Annotated in this window: 11 protein-coding genes and 1 other RNA gene; 2 read left to right on the top strand and 10 right to left on the bottom strand. The window is 66.9% G+C overall.

Annotated features, from left to right (window positions below; translation table 11 throughout):
* Positions 1-5: 5 nt before the first annotated feature.
* From PHLH3_RS23475 to PHLH3_RS23430, 10 genes are all read right to left on the bottom strand, one after another.
* Positions 6-1,868 (bottom strand): NAD(P)/FAD-dependent oxidoreductase, encoded by a 1,863-nt coding sequence (locus PHLH3_RS23475; protein ID WP_213625976.1) that lies wholly within the window; start codon positions 1,866-1,868, stop codon positions 6-8.
* Between the two features lie 68 nt (positions 1,869-1,936).
* Positions 1,937-2,413: an ester cyclase gene (locus tag PHLH3_RS23470; protein ID WP_213625975.1), complete on the bottom strand. Its 477-nt coding sequence runs from the start codon at positions 2,411-2,413 to the stop codon at positions 1,937-1,939.
* A gap of 300 nt (positions 2,414-2,713) precedes the next feature.
* Entirely contained in the window at positions 2,714-4,138 is a 1,425-nt protein-coding gene (locus PHLH3_RS23465) for a gamma-aminobutyraldehyde dehydrogenase (RefSeq protein ID WP_213625974.1), read from the bottom strand.
* A 70-nt stretch (positions 4,139-4,208) separates the two neighbouring features.
* Positions 4,209-5,015 (bottom strand): ABC transporter permease, encoded by an 807-nt coding sequence (locus tag PHLH3_RS23460; RefSeq protein WP_021217182.1) that lies wholly within the window; start codon positions 5,013-5,015, stop codon positions 4,209-4,211.
* Complete coding sequence (locus PHLH3_RS23455; RefSeq protein WP_213625973.1) at positions 5,005-5,955, bottom strand: ABC transporter permease; 951 nt, start codon at positions 5,953-5,955, stop codon at positions 5,005-5,007. Before PHLH3_RS23455 ends, PHLH3_RS23460 begins: the two co-directional genes overlap by 11 nt.
* A gap of 1 nt (position 5,956) precedes the next feature.
* Entirely contained in the window at positions 5,957-6,985 is a 1,029-nt protein-coding gene (locus tag PHLH3_RS23450; protein ID WP_213625972.1) for an ABC transporter ATP-binding protein, read from the bottom strand.
* 149 nt (positions 6,986-7,134) lie between these two features.
* Positions 7,135-7,209, bottom strand: a non-coding RNA gene (locus PHLH3_RS23445) — sX9 sRNA.
* A gap of 61 nt (positions 7,210-7,270) precedes the next feature.
* On the bottom strand, positions 7,271-8,422 hold the full coding sequence (gene ydcS, locus PHLH3_RS23440) for a putative ABC transporter substrate-binding protein YdcS (protein WP_213625971.1): 1,152 nt from the start codon (positions 8,420-8,422) through the stop codon (positions 7,271-7,273).
* A gap of 77 nt (positions 8,423-8,499) precedes the next feature.
* Positions 8,500-10,005, bottom strand: coding sequence for a gamma-aminobutyraldehyde dehydrogenase (locus tag PHLH3_RS23435; RefSeq protein WP_213625970.1), 1,506 nt, complete (start codon positions 10,003-10,005; stop codon positions 8,500-8,502).
* 104 nt (positions 10,006-10,109) lie between these two features.
* Positions 10,110-11,021: a LysR family transcriptional regulator gene (locus tag PHLH3_RS23430; RefSeq protein WP_213625969.1), complete on the bottom strand. Its 912-nt coding sequence runs from the start codon at positions 11,019-11,021 to the stop codon at positions 10,110-10,112.
* Between the two features lie 431 nt (positions 11,022-11,452).
* On the opposite strand from PHLH3_RS23430, the gene PHLH3_RS23425 reads away from it, so the two are divergent.
* Positions 11,453-12,163, top strand: a complete 711-nt coding sequence (locus PHLH3_RS23425) for a tellurite resistance TerB family protein (protein WP_213625968.1) — start codon at positions 11,453-11,455, stop codon at positions 12,161-12,163.
* 424 nt (positions 12,164-12,587) lie between these two features.
* Entirely contained in the window at positions 12,588-14,207 is a 1,620-nt protein-coding gene (locus tag PHLH3_RS23420; RefSeq protein ID WP_213625967.1) for a methyl-accepting chemotaxis protein, read from the top strand.

Raw genomic sequence — 14,207 nt, 5'->3', positions numbered from 1 at the left:
CGGCGTCAGCCCAGCTCGCCCACTGCCCTCCAGGCCTCGTCGATGGCGGCATGGGCGTAGGCGCTCCAGGCCGCGTCGGAGTTGGCGATGGTGACGTTGCCGACCTGGGTGCGCGCCAGGTTCATCAGCTTCTCGCTCTCGTCTTCGTCGTCGAACAGGCTGTTGGCGAAATAGGCGTAGCCATGGGACCAGCGGTTCACGGTGATGCCGAGGATGTCCTTCTGATGGTCGAAGCCGGCCGGGCCGAGCATGGCCTGGAGCTGGTCGCGGATGGCCGTCTCCATCTGCTCGAAGCTCATGCCGTAGAGCTTGGTGCGACCGACCCGCGCCTGGGTGCGGGCGTCCATGCCCATGTTCGGGCTGGTGGGCACGTGGACCATGTGCAGGCCGATGGGCTGGTTCGGGTCGCGTGGGTGGCGGTAGCCGCCGATGTCCACCGGGTAGTCGAGCTTGACCCGGCTGTAGGGCTGGTTCGGCGCGTAGATCTCGTGCACGCCGAGCTTGCGGAAGCTCTGCCAGTTGCGGATCACCACCTTGGTGTACACCAGCGGGAACTTCACGTTCTGCGACAGCGCGTGGGCCTGCTCGGCGGAGAGGTCGCGCAGGATGTAGGGGATGATCATGTTGTAGCAGGCCAGCACCGTGTGCTTGCCGCGTACCCGGTGCAGCTGGCCGCCACGGCTGTAGCCGACGTCCACGCCGCCGTCGCGGTTGCGCACGCTGACCACGGTGCTGTTCAGGCGCAGGCGCACCGGGCTGCCCGGCTGGTCGAGCTGGGCGTAGTCGAAGTCGGCGAGGACGATGTCGTCCATGCCCTTGCCCGCTGCCACGGCCGGGATCAACCCGCGCACCAGCAGGCGCGCCAGGGACGCGTTGCCGTCCGGGAAGTGGTAGATGTACGGCTCTTCCATCTCCGCCTTGGCCTCTTCGCTGACGGGGGAGAGGTCCATGGCGGCGAAGCCGGGGAAGCCCACCGAGTAGGCGTCGGCGGCGGCCACGGCGTCGATGCTCAGGGCCGAGAAATCGTTGGTGCGGGCGAGGAAATAGCGGGTGGCCGCCTCGCTCAGGCCCACGTCCTTGTGCAGGAAGTCCTGGTAGCTGGTCTTGGCCAGGTGGTCTTCCTTCTCCTCGCGGCTCTTGCCGGCGAGGTAGTCGCGCGGTGCCTCGTGCAGGTCGATCAACGCCTGGCGATCGGCCTCCGGCAGCGGGAAGTCCTCGATGAAGGCGCGCCAGCTGCGGGCGTTGAGTTTTTCCGGGGCGATGTCGTCGGCCACCATCGGCGTCGGGTCGCCGGTCACCAGCTTGTCCTGGCCGAAGCCGGCCTTGTCGAAGAACACCCCGCGCGACAGGCCCAGGCCCGGGTAGAAGTCGCGGTCGAAGGCGGTCTCGAAGCGGTCGATGTCTACGCCCAGCTGCTTGAGCAGGCCGTTGACCTCCTTGCTGTAGAGGCTCTTGGGCGACTGGAAGGCTTCGCTGCCGCCGTAGCCGAGGATCATCCGTCCGCCGGCCTGGAATTCGTTGCGCTTGGCGTGGCCGCCGAAGTCGTCGTGGTTCTCGACGATGAGCACGCGCGCCTGCGGGTGCTTCTGGCGGTAGAACCAGGCCGCGGCGAGGCCGCTGATGCCGCCGCCGACCACCACCAGGTCGTATTCCTCCTCGATCTTCAGACCGTCGGTATCGAACACCTTCTTTTCCCAGCCCATCTGGTGCGCCACCTCGAAGGCGCCGGGGTGGCTACCGCGCAGGCCGGTGAGGGCGGGCGGGTAGTAGCGGCCGGAGGGGGCGGCCTGGAGCAGCTGCAGCGGAGTGAGTCCGGCGCCGATGGCGAGGGCAGCGCCGTTGAGGAAGTCGCGGCGGGTGATGGTCATGGTGTACCTGCAAGGCGTTGTCGTTTTTTATGCATGGCGCCCGGGTCGTGCCGGGCGTCACGTCGGGCTTACCAGCCCAGTTGCTTATTGAAGCCGAGGGCGTCGTAGTAGTCGCCCTGGTAGGCGATCTTGCCGTCCTTGATGCGCACGAAGCTGACCCCTTCGAACTTCAGGGCCTTGTTCGTGGCCGGGGTTTCCGCGCCCCAGGCGCCGCTGTTGGTGCCGCTGAACTCCCACTGGAAGGCGATGCCGTCGGGCCCGACGATGGGCTCGCTGGTCATCTTCCATTTCAGGTCCGGCACCGCGCCGATGAACACCTTGATGACGTTGTCGCGGGCGGCGGCCTTGCCTTTCTGCGGGGTGCCGACGGTGGCGTCGAAGTATTCCGCATCCTCGGCGAGGAAGGTTGCGGCCTTGTCCGCATCGTGGGCATTCCAGGCGGCCATGTAGCCCTCGACGACGGACCTTGCATCACCGGCGGCCTGGGCCAGGCCGGTGGCGGCGCACAGCAGGATGAAGCTGAAACTACGCAGGGTGGTTCGCATTTCGGTTCTCCTGGGGTGGGGTGCAGCGGTTTGAAGCGGAGCCTGTGGTGAGCAGGGATCTGTGGGAGCGAATTCATTCACGAAAGCCGCGCAGCGGCCAGCCGTTTACCTGCCGGCCCTGCGGGCCGGATCGCGAATGAATTCGCTCCCACAAAAAAAGCGTGCGGAGCGCTGAGTGGCTGAGCGTCGTGAGCGACGGCCAGGCTAGGCGGAAGACGGCGAGAAAGCGGAATGTACGTTTGTACATGAGCATTTCGAGCCGGCTTCCAACAACGCCTGGCCTAGCGCAACAGCTCAGGGTCAGTGTTTGAACATGACGTGGCGGATGGCGGTGTAATCCTCCAATCCGTACATCGACATGTCCTTGCCGTAGCCCGACAGCTTCACGCCGCCGTGGGGCATCTCGCTGACCAGCATGAAGTGGGTGTTGACCCAGGTGCAGCCGTACTGCAGGCGCGCGGAGAGGCGGTGGGCGCGGCCGACGTCGGCGGTCCATAGGGAGGAGGCCAGGCCGTAGTCGGAGTCGTTGGCCCAGGCCAGCACCTGCGCCTCGTCGTCGAAGGCTGTGACCGAGACCACCGGGCCGAAGACTTCGCGGCGCACGATCTCGTCGTCCTGGCGGGCATCGGCGATCACCGTGGGCTCGAAGAAGAAGCCGGGGCCTTCGACCTTCTTGCCACCGGTAACGATGCGGATGTGCGGCTGGGCGGCGGCGCGCTCGACGAAGCCGGCCACGCGCTCGCGGTGCTGCTCGGTGATCAGCGGGCCGAGCTCGGTGCCGGCGTCGTCCTGCAGGCCGTACTTGATGGTGGAGACGGCGGCGCCGAGCTTCTCGACGAACTTCTCGTAGATGCCCTTCTGCGCGTAGATGCGGCAGGCGGCGGTGCAGTCCTGGCCGGCGTTGTAGAAGCCGAAGGTGCGGATGCCTTCCACGGCGGCGTCGATGTCGGCGTCGTCGAAGATGATCACCGGGGCCTTGCCGCCCAGTTCCATGTGCATGCGCTTAACGGTGTCGGCGGTGCCGGCGATGATGCGCGAGCCGGTGGCCACCGAGCCGGTGAGCGAGACCATGCGCACCTTGGGGTGGGTGGTCAGCGGCTCGCCGACGCTGGGGCCGCGGCCGAAGACGATGTTGACCACGCCGGCGGGGAAGATCTCGGCCAGGTACTCGGCCAGCTTCAGCGCGGTCAGCGGGGTCTGCTCGGAGGGCTTGAGCACCACGGTGTTGCCGGCGGCCAGTGCCGGGCCGAGCTTCCACGCGGCCATCATCAGCGGGTAGTTCCAGGGCGCGATGGAGGCGATGACGCCCACCGGGTCGCGGCGGATCATCGAGGTGTGGCCGGGCAGGTATTCACCGGCGGCGGAACCGCTCATGCAGCGGCTGGCACCGGCGAAGAAGCGGAACACGTCGGCGACGGCGGGCAGCTCGTCGTTCAGCGCGGCCGCGTAGGGCTTGCCGCAGTTGTCCGATTCCAGGCGCGCCAGCTCCTCGGCGCCGGCGTCGATGCGGTCGGCGAGCTTGAGCAGCAGGGCGGAGCGGTCCTTGGGCGAGGTCTGCGACCAGGCGTCGAAGGCGGCGTCGGCGGCGCGCACGGCGGCGTCGACCTGGGCCTCGCTGGCTTCGGGGATGTCCACCAGGGTGGTGCCACGGGCGGGGTTGAGCACGGCTTGCGCGGCGCCTTCGCCGGCGACCAGTTGGCCGTTGATCAGGAGTTTGGTCTGCATGGTGAATCCTCCAGTCGGGGTTTCGCGAATCCGGGGTTGAGGCCCCCGCCGTCGTGACGGGGGCGGTGTGTCACTTGCCGCTGCCGGCCACGCCTTCGCCACCCTTGGTCAGGTAGTAGGCGCCGAGGATCGGCAGCATGGTCACCAGCATCACCAGCATGGCGACGACGTTGGTGACCGGCACATCGCGCGGGCGGCTGAGCTGGTTGAGCAGCCACAGCGGCAGGGTGCGTTCGTGGCCGGCGGTGAAGGTGGTGACGATGATCTCGTCGAAGGACAGCGCGAAGGCCAGCATGCCGCCCGCCAGCAGGGCCGAGCCGAGGTTCGGCAGGATGATGTAGCGGAAGGTCTGCCAGCCGTCGGCGCCCAGGTCCATCGAGGCTTCGATGAGGCTGTGGGAGATGCGCCGGAAACGCGCGATCACGTTGTTGTGGACGATCACCACGCAGAAGGTGGCGTGGCCGATGATGATGGTCAGCAGCCCCGGCTCCAGGCCCAGGCTCTTGAACGCCGAGAGCAGCGCGATGCCGGTGATGATGCCGGGCAGGGCGATGGGCAGGATCAGCATCAGCGAGATGCTCTCCTTGCCGAAGAAGCTGCGCCGGTACAGCGCCGCCGAGGCCAGGGTGCCGAGCACCATGGCGATCAGCGTGGCGACGCAGGCGACCTGCAGCGACAGCTTGATCGACTCCAGCACGTCCTCGCGGGCGAAGGCCACGCTGAACCAGTGCAGGGTGAAGCCCTTGGGCGGGAAGCTGAAGGCCGCGTCCTCGGTGTTGAAGGCGTAGAGGAAGATGATCAGGATCGGGAAGTGCAGGAACACCAGCCCGCCCCAGGCGGCCGCTTTCAGGCCCCAGGAAGCTTTCTCAGAGTGCATCGAATGCCCCCAGACGTTTGACGATGGAGAGGTACACGGCGATCAGCACGATCGGCACCAGGGTGAAGGCGGCGGCCATGGGCATGTTGCCGATGGCACCCTGCTGGGCGTAGACCATGCTGCCGATGAAGTAGCCGGGCGGGCCCACCAGTTGCGGCACGATGAAGTCGCCCAGGGTCAGGCTGAAGGTGAAGATCGAGCCGGCGGCGATGCCCGGGATCGACAGCGGCAGCACCACCTGCAGGAAGGTCTGGCGGGGCTTGGCACCGAGGTCGGCAGAGGCTTGCAGCAGGTTCGGCGGCAGGCGCTCCAGGGAGGCCTGGATCGGCAGGATCATGAACGGCAGCCAGATGTAGACGAACACCAGGAAGCGTCCCAGGTGCGAAGTGGACAAGGTGCTGCCGCCGACGCCGGGGATGCCGAGGATGAACTGCAGCACCGGCTCCAGTCCGAACTGCTGGACGAACCACTGGGCCACGCCGCCCTTGGCCAGCAGCAGGGTCCAGGCGTAGGCCTTGACGATGTAGCTGGCCCACATGGGCATCATCACCGCGATGTAGAAGAACGCCTTGGTCTTGCCCGTGGTATAGCGCGCCATGTAGTAGGCGATGGGGAAGGCCAGCATGCCGCTGGCGATCGACACCGCCACGGCCATGGCCAGGGTGCGCTGGATGATGTCGAAGTTGGCGGCCTGGAACAGCGCCGAGAAGTTCGCCAGGGTCAGGTCCGTGGACACCGCCATGGTGAAGTCGTCGAAGGTGTAGAAGCCCTGCCACAAGAGGCTCAGCAACGAGCCCAGGTAGATGGCGCCGAACCACAGCAGCGGCGGGATCAGCAGCATCGACAGGTACAGCGTCGGCCGGCGGTAGAGCAGGTTGGACAGGCGCCGCATGGCCCCGCTGGGGGCGGCCTGTGCCTGGGCGGTGAGGGTCGCGTTCATGTCACACGCCCTCGCTCAGTTGCACCATGGCCTCGCGCGCCCAGCGCACGGTGATGCGTTCGCCCGGCTGGAACGACGGCGCGGCGGCCTGCCACTGGTTGTTGGCCTGGCTGATGCACAGGTTCTGGCCGTTATCCAGGCGCAGCTCGTAGCGGGTGGCGGCGCCCTGGTACTGGATATCGTGCAGCAGGCCGCTGATCTGCACCTCGCCGGCCAGGGCGGCCTCGCCGGTGGCGAAGCGGATGTGCTCGGGGCGGATGGAGAAGGGCTGCTCGTTGCCGGTCAGCTCCAGGGCCACGGCACCGCGCAGCACGTTGGAGGTGCCGACGAACTCGGCGACGAAGGGCGTGGCCGGCTGCATGTAGAGGTTGCGCGGGGTGTCGACCTGCTCGATGCGGCCCTTGTTGAACACTGCCACGCGGTCGGACATCGACAGCGCCTCGCTCTGGTCGTGGGTGACGAAGATGAAGGTGATGCCCAGCTGGCGCTGCAGCTTCTTCAGCTCGCTCTGCATCTGCTCGCGCAGCTTCAGGTCCAGTGCGCCCAGGGGTTCGTCCAGCAGCAGCACGCGGGGGCGGTTGACCAGGGCGCGGGCCAGGGCCACGCGCTGGCGCTGGCCACCGGAGAGCTGCGCCGGCTTGCGGTCGCCGTAGCCGGCTAGGGCCACCATGCCCAGGGCCTCTTCGGCGCGGTTCAGGCGCTCGGACTTGCCGACGCCCTTGACCTTCAGGCCATAGGCGACGTTGTCACGCACGTTCATGTGGGGGAACAGCGCGTAGTCCTGGAACACGGTATTGACGTCGCGCTGGTAGGGCGGCAGGCCGGCGGCCTCCTCGCCATGGATGCGGATGGAACCCGAGCTGGGCTGCTCGAAGCCGGCGATCAGGCGCAGGCAGGTGGTCTTGCCGGAACCGGATGGGCCGAGCATGGAAAAGAACTCGCCGTCCTGGATATCGATGGATACCCGGTCGACGGCCTTGACCTCGCCGAAGAGACGGGAAACCTGGGTGAACTGGACTGCAAGCGTCATGGTGCGGTGCTCCGGTAAAGCGAAAAGGGTGCAGGTGTGGCGAAACGGCCCCCCGCCCGCAGGCGAGGGGAAAACTTCAGGTACTGCTGTTCATCTATCCCCCGTCTCCTGCAAGGAGAGGGAGGCACTTCGAAAGAGGCTGGAAAAAACGTTCAGCCCACGTCGCGAGCGGGCCTCAGCCGTGGTTGGCCAGCGCACAGGAACCGGAGCGTACGACCGTACGTGAGGATTCCGAGCACTGCCCGAACACGGATCAGGCACGCGCAGCAGCGGGCTGAGTGTTTTTCAGCGGCCGCCCATGATGGCGATATAGTCCTGGGTCCATCGGCTATAGGGCACGAACTTGCCGCCCTGGGCCTGCGGGGTCTTCCAGAAGGCGATCTTGTCGAAGTTGTCGAAGCCGTTGGTGGCACAGCCTTCGGCGCCGAGCAGCTCGCTGGCCTTGCAGCCGGCGGGAACGGCAGGGAGGGAGCCGAACCAGGCGGCGACGTCACCCTGGACCTTGGGTTCCAGGGACCAGTTCATCCACTTGTAGGCGCAGTTGGGGTGCTTGGCCTCGGCGTGCAGCATGGTGGTGTCGGCCCAGCCGGTGGCGCCTTCCTTCGGTACCACGGAGGCGATCGGCTGCTTCTCCAGCTGCAGGGCGTTGACCTGGTAGGGCCAGGCGCTGGAGGCGACCACGCCTTCGTTCTTGAAGTCGCTCATCTGCACCGTGGTGTCGTGCCAGTAGCGGTGGATCAGCGCGTGCTGCTTGCGCAGCAGGTCGAGCACGGCGGCGTACTGCGCCTCGTTCAGCTCGTAGGGGTCCTGGATGCCCAGGGCCGGCTGGGTGGCCTTCAGGTAGAGGGCGGCGTCGGCGATGTAGATCGGGCCGTCATAGGCCTGCACGCGACCCTTGTTGGCCTTGCCGTCGGGCAGGTCCTGGGCCTCGAAGAGGGTCGCCCAGCTGGTGGGGGCTTCCTTGAAGGTGTTGGTGTTGTACATCAGCACGTTCGGGCCCCACTGGTAGGGCGAGCCGTAGTGCTGGCCGTCCACCGTGTACCAGGGCGCGTCCTTCAGGCGCTCGTCGAGGTTCTTCCAGTTGGGGATCAGCGCGGTGTTGATCGGCTGCACGCGCTTGCCGTAGATCAGGCGCAGCGAGGCGTCGCCCGAGGCGGTGACCAGGTCGTAGCCACCCTTGGCCATGAGGCTGACCATCTCGTCGGAGGTGGCGGCGGTCTTGACGTTGACCTTGCAGCCGCTGTCCTGCTCGAACTGGCTGACCCAGTCGTAGTTCTTGTCGGTCTGGCCGCGTTCGATGTAGCCCGGCCAGGCGATGATGTCGAGCTGGCCTTCGCCAGTGCCGACTTGTTTCAGGGGCTCGGCGGCCTGCAGGCTGGCGCTGGCCAGCAGGGCGGTGGTAAGCGCACTGAGCAGAGCGGTTTTGCGCGCGGACATTGATGTTCCCTCTTGTTGACTAGTTATTGGTCGGGGCAGTTGAACGTCGTTTCGCGGGCCTTCCGGCCTTTGTTGTTTTAGAAGTCCTGGCCGTGGCGCGCCATGATGTGGCGCACCACGCTGTAGTCCTGCAACGAGTCGCTGGACAGGTCCTTGCCATAGCCGGAGCGCTTCAGCCCGCCATGGGGCATCTCGCTGGCCAGGGTGAAATGGGTGTTGATCCAGGTGCAGCCGTACTGCAGGCGGTTGGCCAGCTGGAAGGCCTTGTCGAGGTTCTGCGTCCACACCGAGGAGGCCAGGCCGTACTCGGAGTCGTTGGCCCAGTCCAGCGCCTGGTCGAGCTGGTCGAAGCGGGTCACGGTCACCACCGGGCCGAACACTTCGCGCTGGACGATCTCGTCGCCCTGCTTGCAGCCGGCCAGCAGGGTGGGCTGGTAGTAGAAGCCGGCGCCGGAATGCACGGCGGCACCGGTGACGCGCTCGATGTGCGGCTGGCCGAGGGCGCGCTCGACGAAGCTGGCCACGCGGTCGCGCTGGCGCGAGCTGATCAGCGGGCCGATCTCGTTGTCCTGGTCGCGCTTGCGGGCGAAGCGCAGGCTGGCCACGGCGTCGCCCAGCTCGCTGACGAGGCGGTCGTGGATGCCGGCCTGGGCATAGATGCGGCAGGCGGCGGTGCAGTCCTGCCCGGCGTTGTAGTAGCCATAGGCACGCACGCCCTGGACCACGGCTTCGAGGTCGGCGTCGTTGCAGACGATCACCGGGGCCTTGCCGCCCAGTTCCAGGTGGGTGCGCTTGAGCGTGCGGGCGGCGGTCTGGAGGATCTTCTGCCCGGTGACGATGTCGCCGGTGAGCGAGACCATGCGCACCCTGGGGTGGCTGACCAGGTGGCTACCGACGCCTTCGCCACCGCCGGAGACGATGTTGATCACCCCGGCCGGGAGGATCTCCGCCAGGGCCGGGGCCAGGGCCAGAATCGACAGCGGGGTGTGTTCGGAGGGCTTGAACACCAGGGTGTTGCCGGCCGCCAGCGCCGGGGCGATCTTCCAGGCGGCCATCATCAGGGGGTAGTTCCAGGGCGCGATGGAGGCGACCACGCCCACCGGGTCGCGGCGCACCATGCTGGTGTGGCCGGGCACGTACTCCCCGGCGAGCTGGCCCTGCTGGCAGCGCACGGCGCCGGCGAAGAAGCGGAACACGTCGGCGGTGGCGGGGATGTCGTCCTGGCGCGCCAGGTGCAGCGGCTTGCCGCAGTTCAGCGATTCCAGGCGGGCCAGTTGCTCGGCGTTGGCCTCGACCGCGTCGGCGATGGCCAGCAGGGCGGCGGCGCGTTGCGCGGGGGTGGTGCGGGACCAGCCGGCGAAGGCCTTGTGCGCGGCGAGGACGGCGGCTTCCACCTGCTCGATGGAGGCCTCGGCGATGGCGATCAGGGTTTCCCCGGTGGCGGGGTTGAGGATGGGCTCGACCAGGCCTTCACCGATGACCAGCCGGCCATCGATCAGCAAATGGGAATGCAGGGTGGGCGTGCTCGCAGTGCCGGCCATCTTCGAGGCTCTTTTCTTCCTGGGTTTTTGTTCTTCAGTCATGGCGGTGCTCCTGGCGGCGCCCGGCATGACTCTGTTTATAGGAAGCAGAGCCTAGTGGGCGGGCTTGAGGTCGACAAATTCTAAATATTGAAAGCGGCGTTCGATTAAATCGAAGGCTTGCGGGCGTTCGGCTGTTCGCGGGCCAGGGTGAGGAAGGGGTCCACCAGCGGCGGCCGCGCGGTGCCGCGACGCCAGGCCAGGCCCACGTCCAGCGGTTCGCCCAGGTCCACCAGCGGGCGCGCCTCGATGATGTCGCCCTCCAGGGACCAGGGGCGGTAGGTCATGTCCGGCTGGATCGACAGGCCGAGCCCGGCCGCCACCAGGCTGCGCACCGCTTCCACCGAGGCGGTACGCAGGGTCACCTGGGGCGTGAGGCCGGCGCGGGACCAGATGCGCTGGGTGTGCAGGCCCATCTCGTCGGCGTTTAGCTGGATCAGCGGCTCGCTGGCGACGTCCGCCAGGCTGATGCTGTCGTGCTCCAGCAGCGGGTGCTGGGCCGGCAGCCAGAGACGGTGGGGCGAGTGGGTCAGCACCTCGGTCTGCAGGGCGTGGCGGTCTTCCAGGTTGGAGAGGATCAGCACACCGACATCGATCTCGCCGCTCACCAGCAGGTGCTCGATGTAGGGGCGCTCGTCCTCCACCACGCGGGTCTTCACGTTGGGGTAGGCGCGCTGGAAGCGAGTGATCAGGTCGGCCAGGTAATAGCCGGCGACCAGGCTGGTCACGCCGATGGTGAGGCTGCCGGCCACCTGGTCGGTGCTCTGCTGCAGGCTGCGCTTGGCGTTGTCCACGGTCGCCAGGATCAGGTGCGCCTGGCGCAGGAACTGGTGGCCTTGGTGGGTCAGGGACATGCCCTTGGCGTGGCGGTTGAACAGGCTGACGCCGATCTCCTCCTCCAGCTGCTGGATGGCCAGGGTCAGGGTGGACTGGGAGATGAAGACCGCCTGGGCGGCGGCGGAGATGGAGCCCGTCTCGGCGACGGCGATGAAGTGGCGGATCTGGCGCAGGGTCATCATGGGGCGGGGTTCCGCAGGTGGAAAATGCCGAGCGACAGTATGGTTTATCGAAAATCGAGTGGGGGATTCTTTTTTATCGAATGCCGGCACGATAAAGCCACGCTCCCCTCCCTCCCTGTAGGAGTGAGCTCTGCTCGCGAAGCTCTACAGCCGGGCACGGTGGCGGGGCTGAATGAGGAGGTTGCTACCTCCACCGCGTGGGTTTCGCTTCGCTCTACCCACCCTACGGACTCGGTGTATGCCGGTATGAACGGAGCGCGGTTGCAGGCTTCAGGTACGCCCCGCATCCGACATATGCCTTGTGCCGATTCATCGGACGGGGGCTCCCGGCCCAGCGGCAATATCCCGAAGCAATCCGGCGCTTACGTGCTCGGAAACTCGGCGGCTAGAGTGCAGTCCATCAGAAGATTCGCCCACCGAAGGAGGTTGTGATGAACACCCGTGGATTGCTCGATCAACTGCTCAAATCCGGCCAGGACCTGCTGCAACAGAAGACCGGTGGCAAGTCCGGCGGCTTCGCAGGCGGTGGCTCCGGCGGCGTGGGCGGCAACCTCGGCAGCCTGCTCGGTGGTGCCGGTGGCGGCGCGCTGGCGGCCGGTGCGCTGGGCCTGCTGCTGGGCAACAAGAGTGCGCGCAAGCTCGGCGGCAAGGCGCTGACCTATGGCGGCCTGGCCGCACTCGGCGTGCTGGCCTACAAGGCCTATGGCAACTGGCAGGCCAAGCAGGCGGGGGCGCCCCAGGGCGAGCCGCAGACCCTCGATCGCCTGCCTGCGCCCCAGGCCGAGCAGCACAGCCAGGCCGTCCTCAAGGCGCTGGTGGCGGCGGCGAAGGCCGATGGTCATGTCGATGCCCGCGAGCGCCAACTGATCGAGGGCGAGCTGGGCAAGCTGACCCAGGATGCCGAGCTGCGCTCCTGGCTTGAACTGGAGCTGAACAAGCCGCTGGACCCCGCCGATGTGGCCCGCGCCGCATGCACGCCGGAAATGGCGGCGGAGATGTACCTCGCCAGCGTGCTGATGGTGGATGAGGAGCACTTCATGGAGCGCGCCTACCTCGACGAACTGGCCCGCCAGCTCAAGCTCGACCCCGACCTGAAGACCGAGCTGGAAAGCCAGGTCCGCCAGGAATTGCAGGTCAGCTAGGTCCCTGCAGACTGCCTGCACGTCCGATCGCGAATGAATTCGCTCCTACAGGGTGTCGCTGTGCGCCGTTGGGCGGCTGAAGTCGCCCCCGCACCGTCCGCCGAATGGACACGACCGCTGCGTCGGGTGGAGGTCGCCCTTTACCTCCACCGGGCGAAGCCGGGCCCTGGCACCCCATGATGGGCTTCGCGGTGCTCGCCGAACACCGATGTCCTCGCTCGGCTGTGGCGCCGCCCATCCTCCCAACACGCCCAGCACAATTTCTCGTTTCTGCCAGACTTCCAGGCGGGCCCGCCAAAGGGCTGATGCCCCGTTGCGCTTTGTCTTGCAAGGACGTGGGGCGAGTCTCTAGAGTCGCCGCTCAATGACGACGCGCGCGATGTCCGGCGCGGTAAACGACAGGGTTTGACAAGCGGGGGTCTACGTGAAGAACTGGTCGGTGCGGCTACGAATCCAGGCGAGTTTCGCCATCATCATCGCGATCATGCTGCTGATGGCCATCGCGTCCTATGTGCGCTTGTTCACGGTGCAGAAGGGGGCGGAGCGCCTGGCGGATAACGCCATGCCCGGCATGTTCCTCATCACCCAGGTGCGCAGCGCCTGGACCGACGTGTTCATCCAGACCCTGGAGCGCGTAGGCGCCTCCGACCAACCGCTGGAGAAGGTGGATCAGGACAAGCTGCGCCTGCTGGACGAGAGGCTCGATGCTGCCCTGGCGGAGTACCGCAAGACCATCAGTGACAGCAACGACGAGACGCTCCTGGAAAACTTCAACCAGAGCCGCAAGCGCTATGACGCGGTCCTCTCCACGGTCATCGAGCTGCACCAGCAGAAGCGGCTGGGCGAAGCCCGCTCGCTGCTCACCGATGACCTGACCAAGATATGGAACGAAGGCCGCAACGGCCTCACCGAACTCATCAGCTACAACCGCAAGACCGCTGAGGGGGCGACCGGCGACATTGTCGACGCCGTGCGCAATGCGGAGCTGAGCATGATCGTCTCGGTGCTCCTGGCCATCGCCGCCGCCTTCGTCTGTGGGGCGCTGCTGGTGCGTGCCATCACCGAGCCGGTGCAGCGTGTGGTGCAGAACCTCCAGGCGCTCGCCTCGGGCGATCTCACCGCGCGCCTGCACCTCGGGCGCAAGGATGAGTTCGACTCCATCGAGACCGGTTTCAACAGCATGGCGGAGGAGTTGAAGAGCCTGGTATCCCAGGCTCAGCGCTCATCGGTGCAGGTCACCACTTCGGTGACCGAGATCGCCGCGACGACGCGCCAGCAGCAGGCCACCGCCACTGAGACGGCTGCCACCACTACGGAGATCGGGGCCACTTCACGTGAGATCGCCGCCACGTCGCGGGACCTGGTGCGCACCATGACCGAGGTTTCCGGCGCCGCCGAGCAGACCTCCACCCTGGCCGGCTCCGGCCAGCTGGGTCTGGCGCGAATGGAGGAGACCATGCACCAGGTGATGGGCGCCGCCGACCTGGTCAACGCCAAGCTGGCGATCCTCAACGAGAAGGCCGGCAACATCAATCAGGTGGTCACCACCATCGTCAAGGTCGCCGACCAGACCAACCTGCTGTCCCTCAACGCCGCCATCGAGGCGGAGAAGGCCGGCGAGTACGGCCGCGGGTTCGCCGTGGTGGCGACCGAGGTGCGCCGCCTGGCCGACCAGACGGCCGTGGCCACCTACGACATCGAACAGATGGTGCGCGAGATCCAGTCTGCCGTCTCGGCCGGGGTGATGGGCATGGACAAGTTCTCCGAGGAGGTGCGCCGCGGCATGTCCGAGGTCGGCCAGGTCGGCGAGCAGCTGTCGCAGATCATCCAGCAGGTGCAGGCCCTGGCGCCGCGTGTGCAGATGGTCAACGAAGGCATGCAGGCGCAATCCACCGGCGCCGAACAGATCAACCAGGCCCTGGTGCAGCTGGGCGAGGCTTCGGGGCAGACGGTGGAGTCCTTGCGTCAGGCCAGCTCCGCGATCGATGAGCTCAACCACGTCGCCCAGGGCCTGCGGGCCGGCGTCAGCCGCTTCAAGGTCTGA

Origin of the sequence: Pseudomonas sp. Pc102 (assembly GCF_018408275.1) — a bacterium.
GTDB classification, from domain to species: Bacteria; Pseudomonadota; Gammaproteobacteria; order Pseudomonadales; family Pseudomonadaceae; genus Metapseudomonas; species Metapseudomonas tohonis.
The sequence above is the reverse complement of the archived record's forward strand: the minus strand, read 5'-3'. Positions and strand labels throughout refer to the sequence as shown.

What these genes read in the sequence shown, in the direction of transcription:
- PHLH3_RS23475 (WP_213625976.1), bottom strand. Translation starts at nt 1,868, where the DNA reads ATGACCATCACCCGCCGCGACTTCCTCAACGGCGCTGCCCTCGCCATC.
- PHLH3_RS23470 (WP_213625975.1), bottom strand. Translation starts at nt 2,413, where the DNA reads ATGCGAACCACCCTGCGTAGTTTCAGCTTCATCCTGCTGTGCGCCGCC.
- PHLH3_RS23465 (WP_213625974.1), bottom strand. Translation starts at nt 4,138, where the DNA reads ATGCAGACCAAACTCCTGATCAACGGCCAACTGGTCGCCGGCGAAGGC.
- PHLH3_RS23460 (WP_021217182.1), bottom strand. Translation starts at nt 5,015, where the DNA reads ATGCACTCTGAGAAAGCTTCCTGGGGCCTGAAAGCGGCCGCCTGGGGC.
- PHLH3_RS23455 (WP_213625973.1), bottom strand. Translation starts at nt 5,955, where the DNA reads ATGAACGCGACCCTCACCGCCCAGGCACAGGCCGCCCCCAGCGGGGCC.
- PHLH3_RS23450 (WP_213625972.1), bottom strand. Translation starts at nt 6,985, where the DNA reads ATGACGCTTGCAGTCCAGTTCACCCAGGTTTCCCGTCTCTTCGGCGAG.
- ydcS (WP_213625971.1), bottom strand. Translation starts at nt 8,422, where the DNA reads ATGTCCGCGCGCAAAACCGCTCTGCTCAGTGCGCTTACCACCGCCCTG.
- PHLH3_RS23435 (WP_213625970.1), bottom strand. Translation starts at nt 10,005, where the DNA reads ATGACTGAAGAACAAAAACCCAGGAAGAAAAGAGCCTCGAAGATGGCC.
- PHLH3_RS23430 (WP_213625969.1), bottom strand. Translation starts at nt 11,021, where the DNA reads ATGATGACCCTGCGCCAGATCCGCCACTTCATCGCCGTCGCCGAGACG.
- PHLH3_RS23425 (WP_213625968.1), top strand. Translation starts at nt 11,453, where the DNA reads ATGAACACCCGTGGATTGCTCGATCAACTGCTCAAATCCGGCCAGGAC.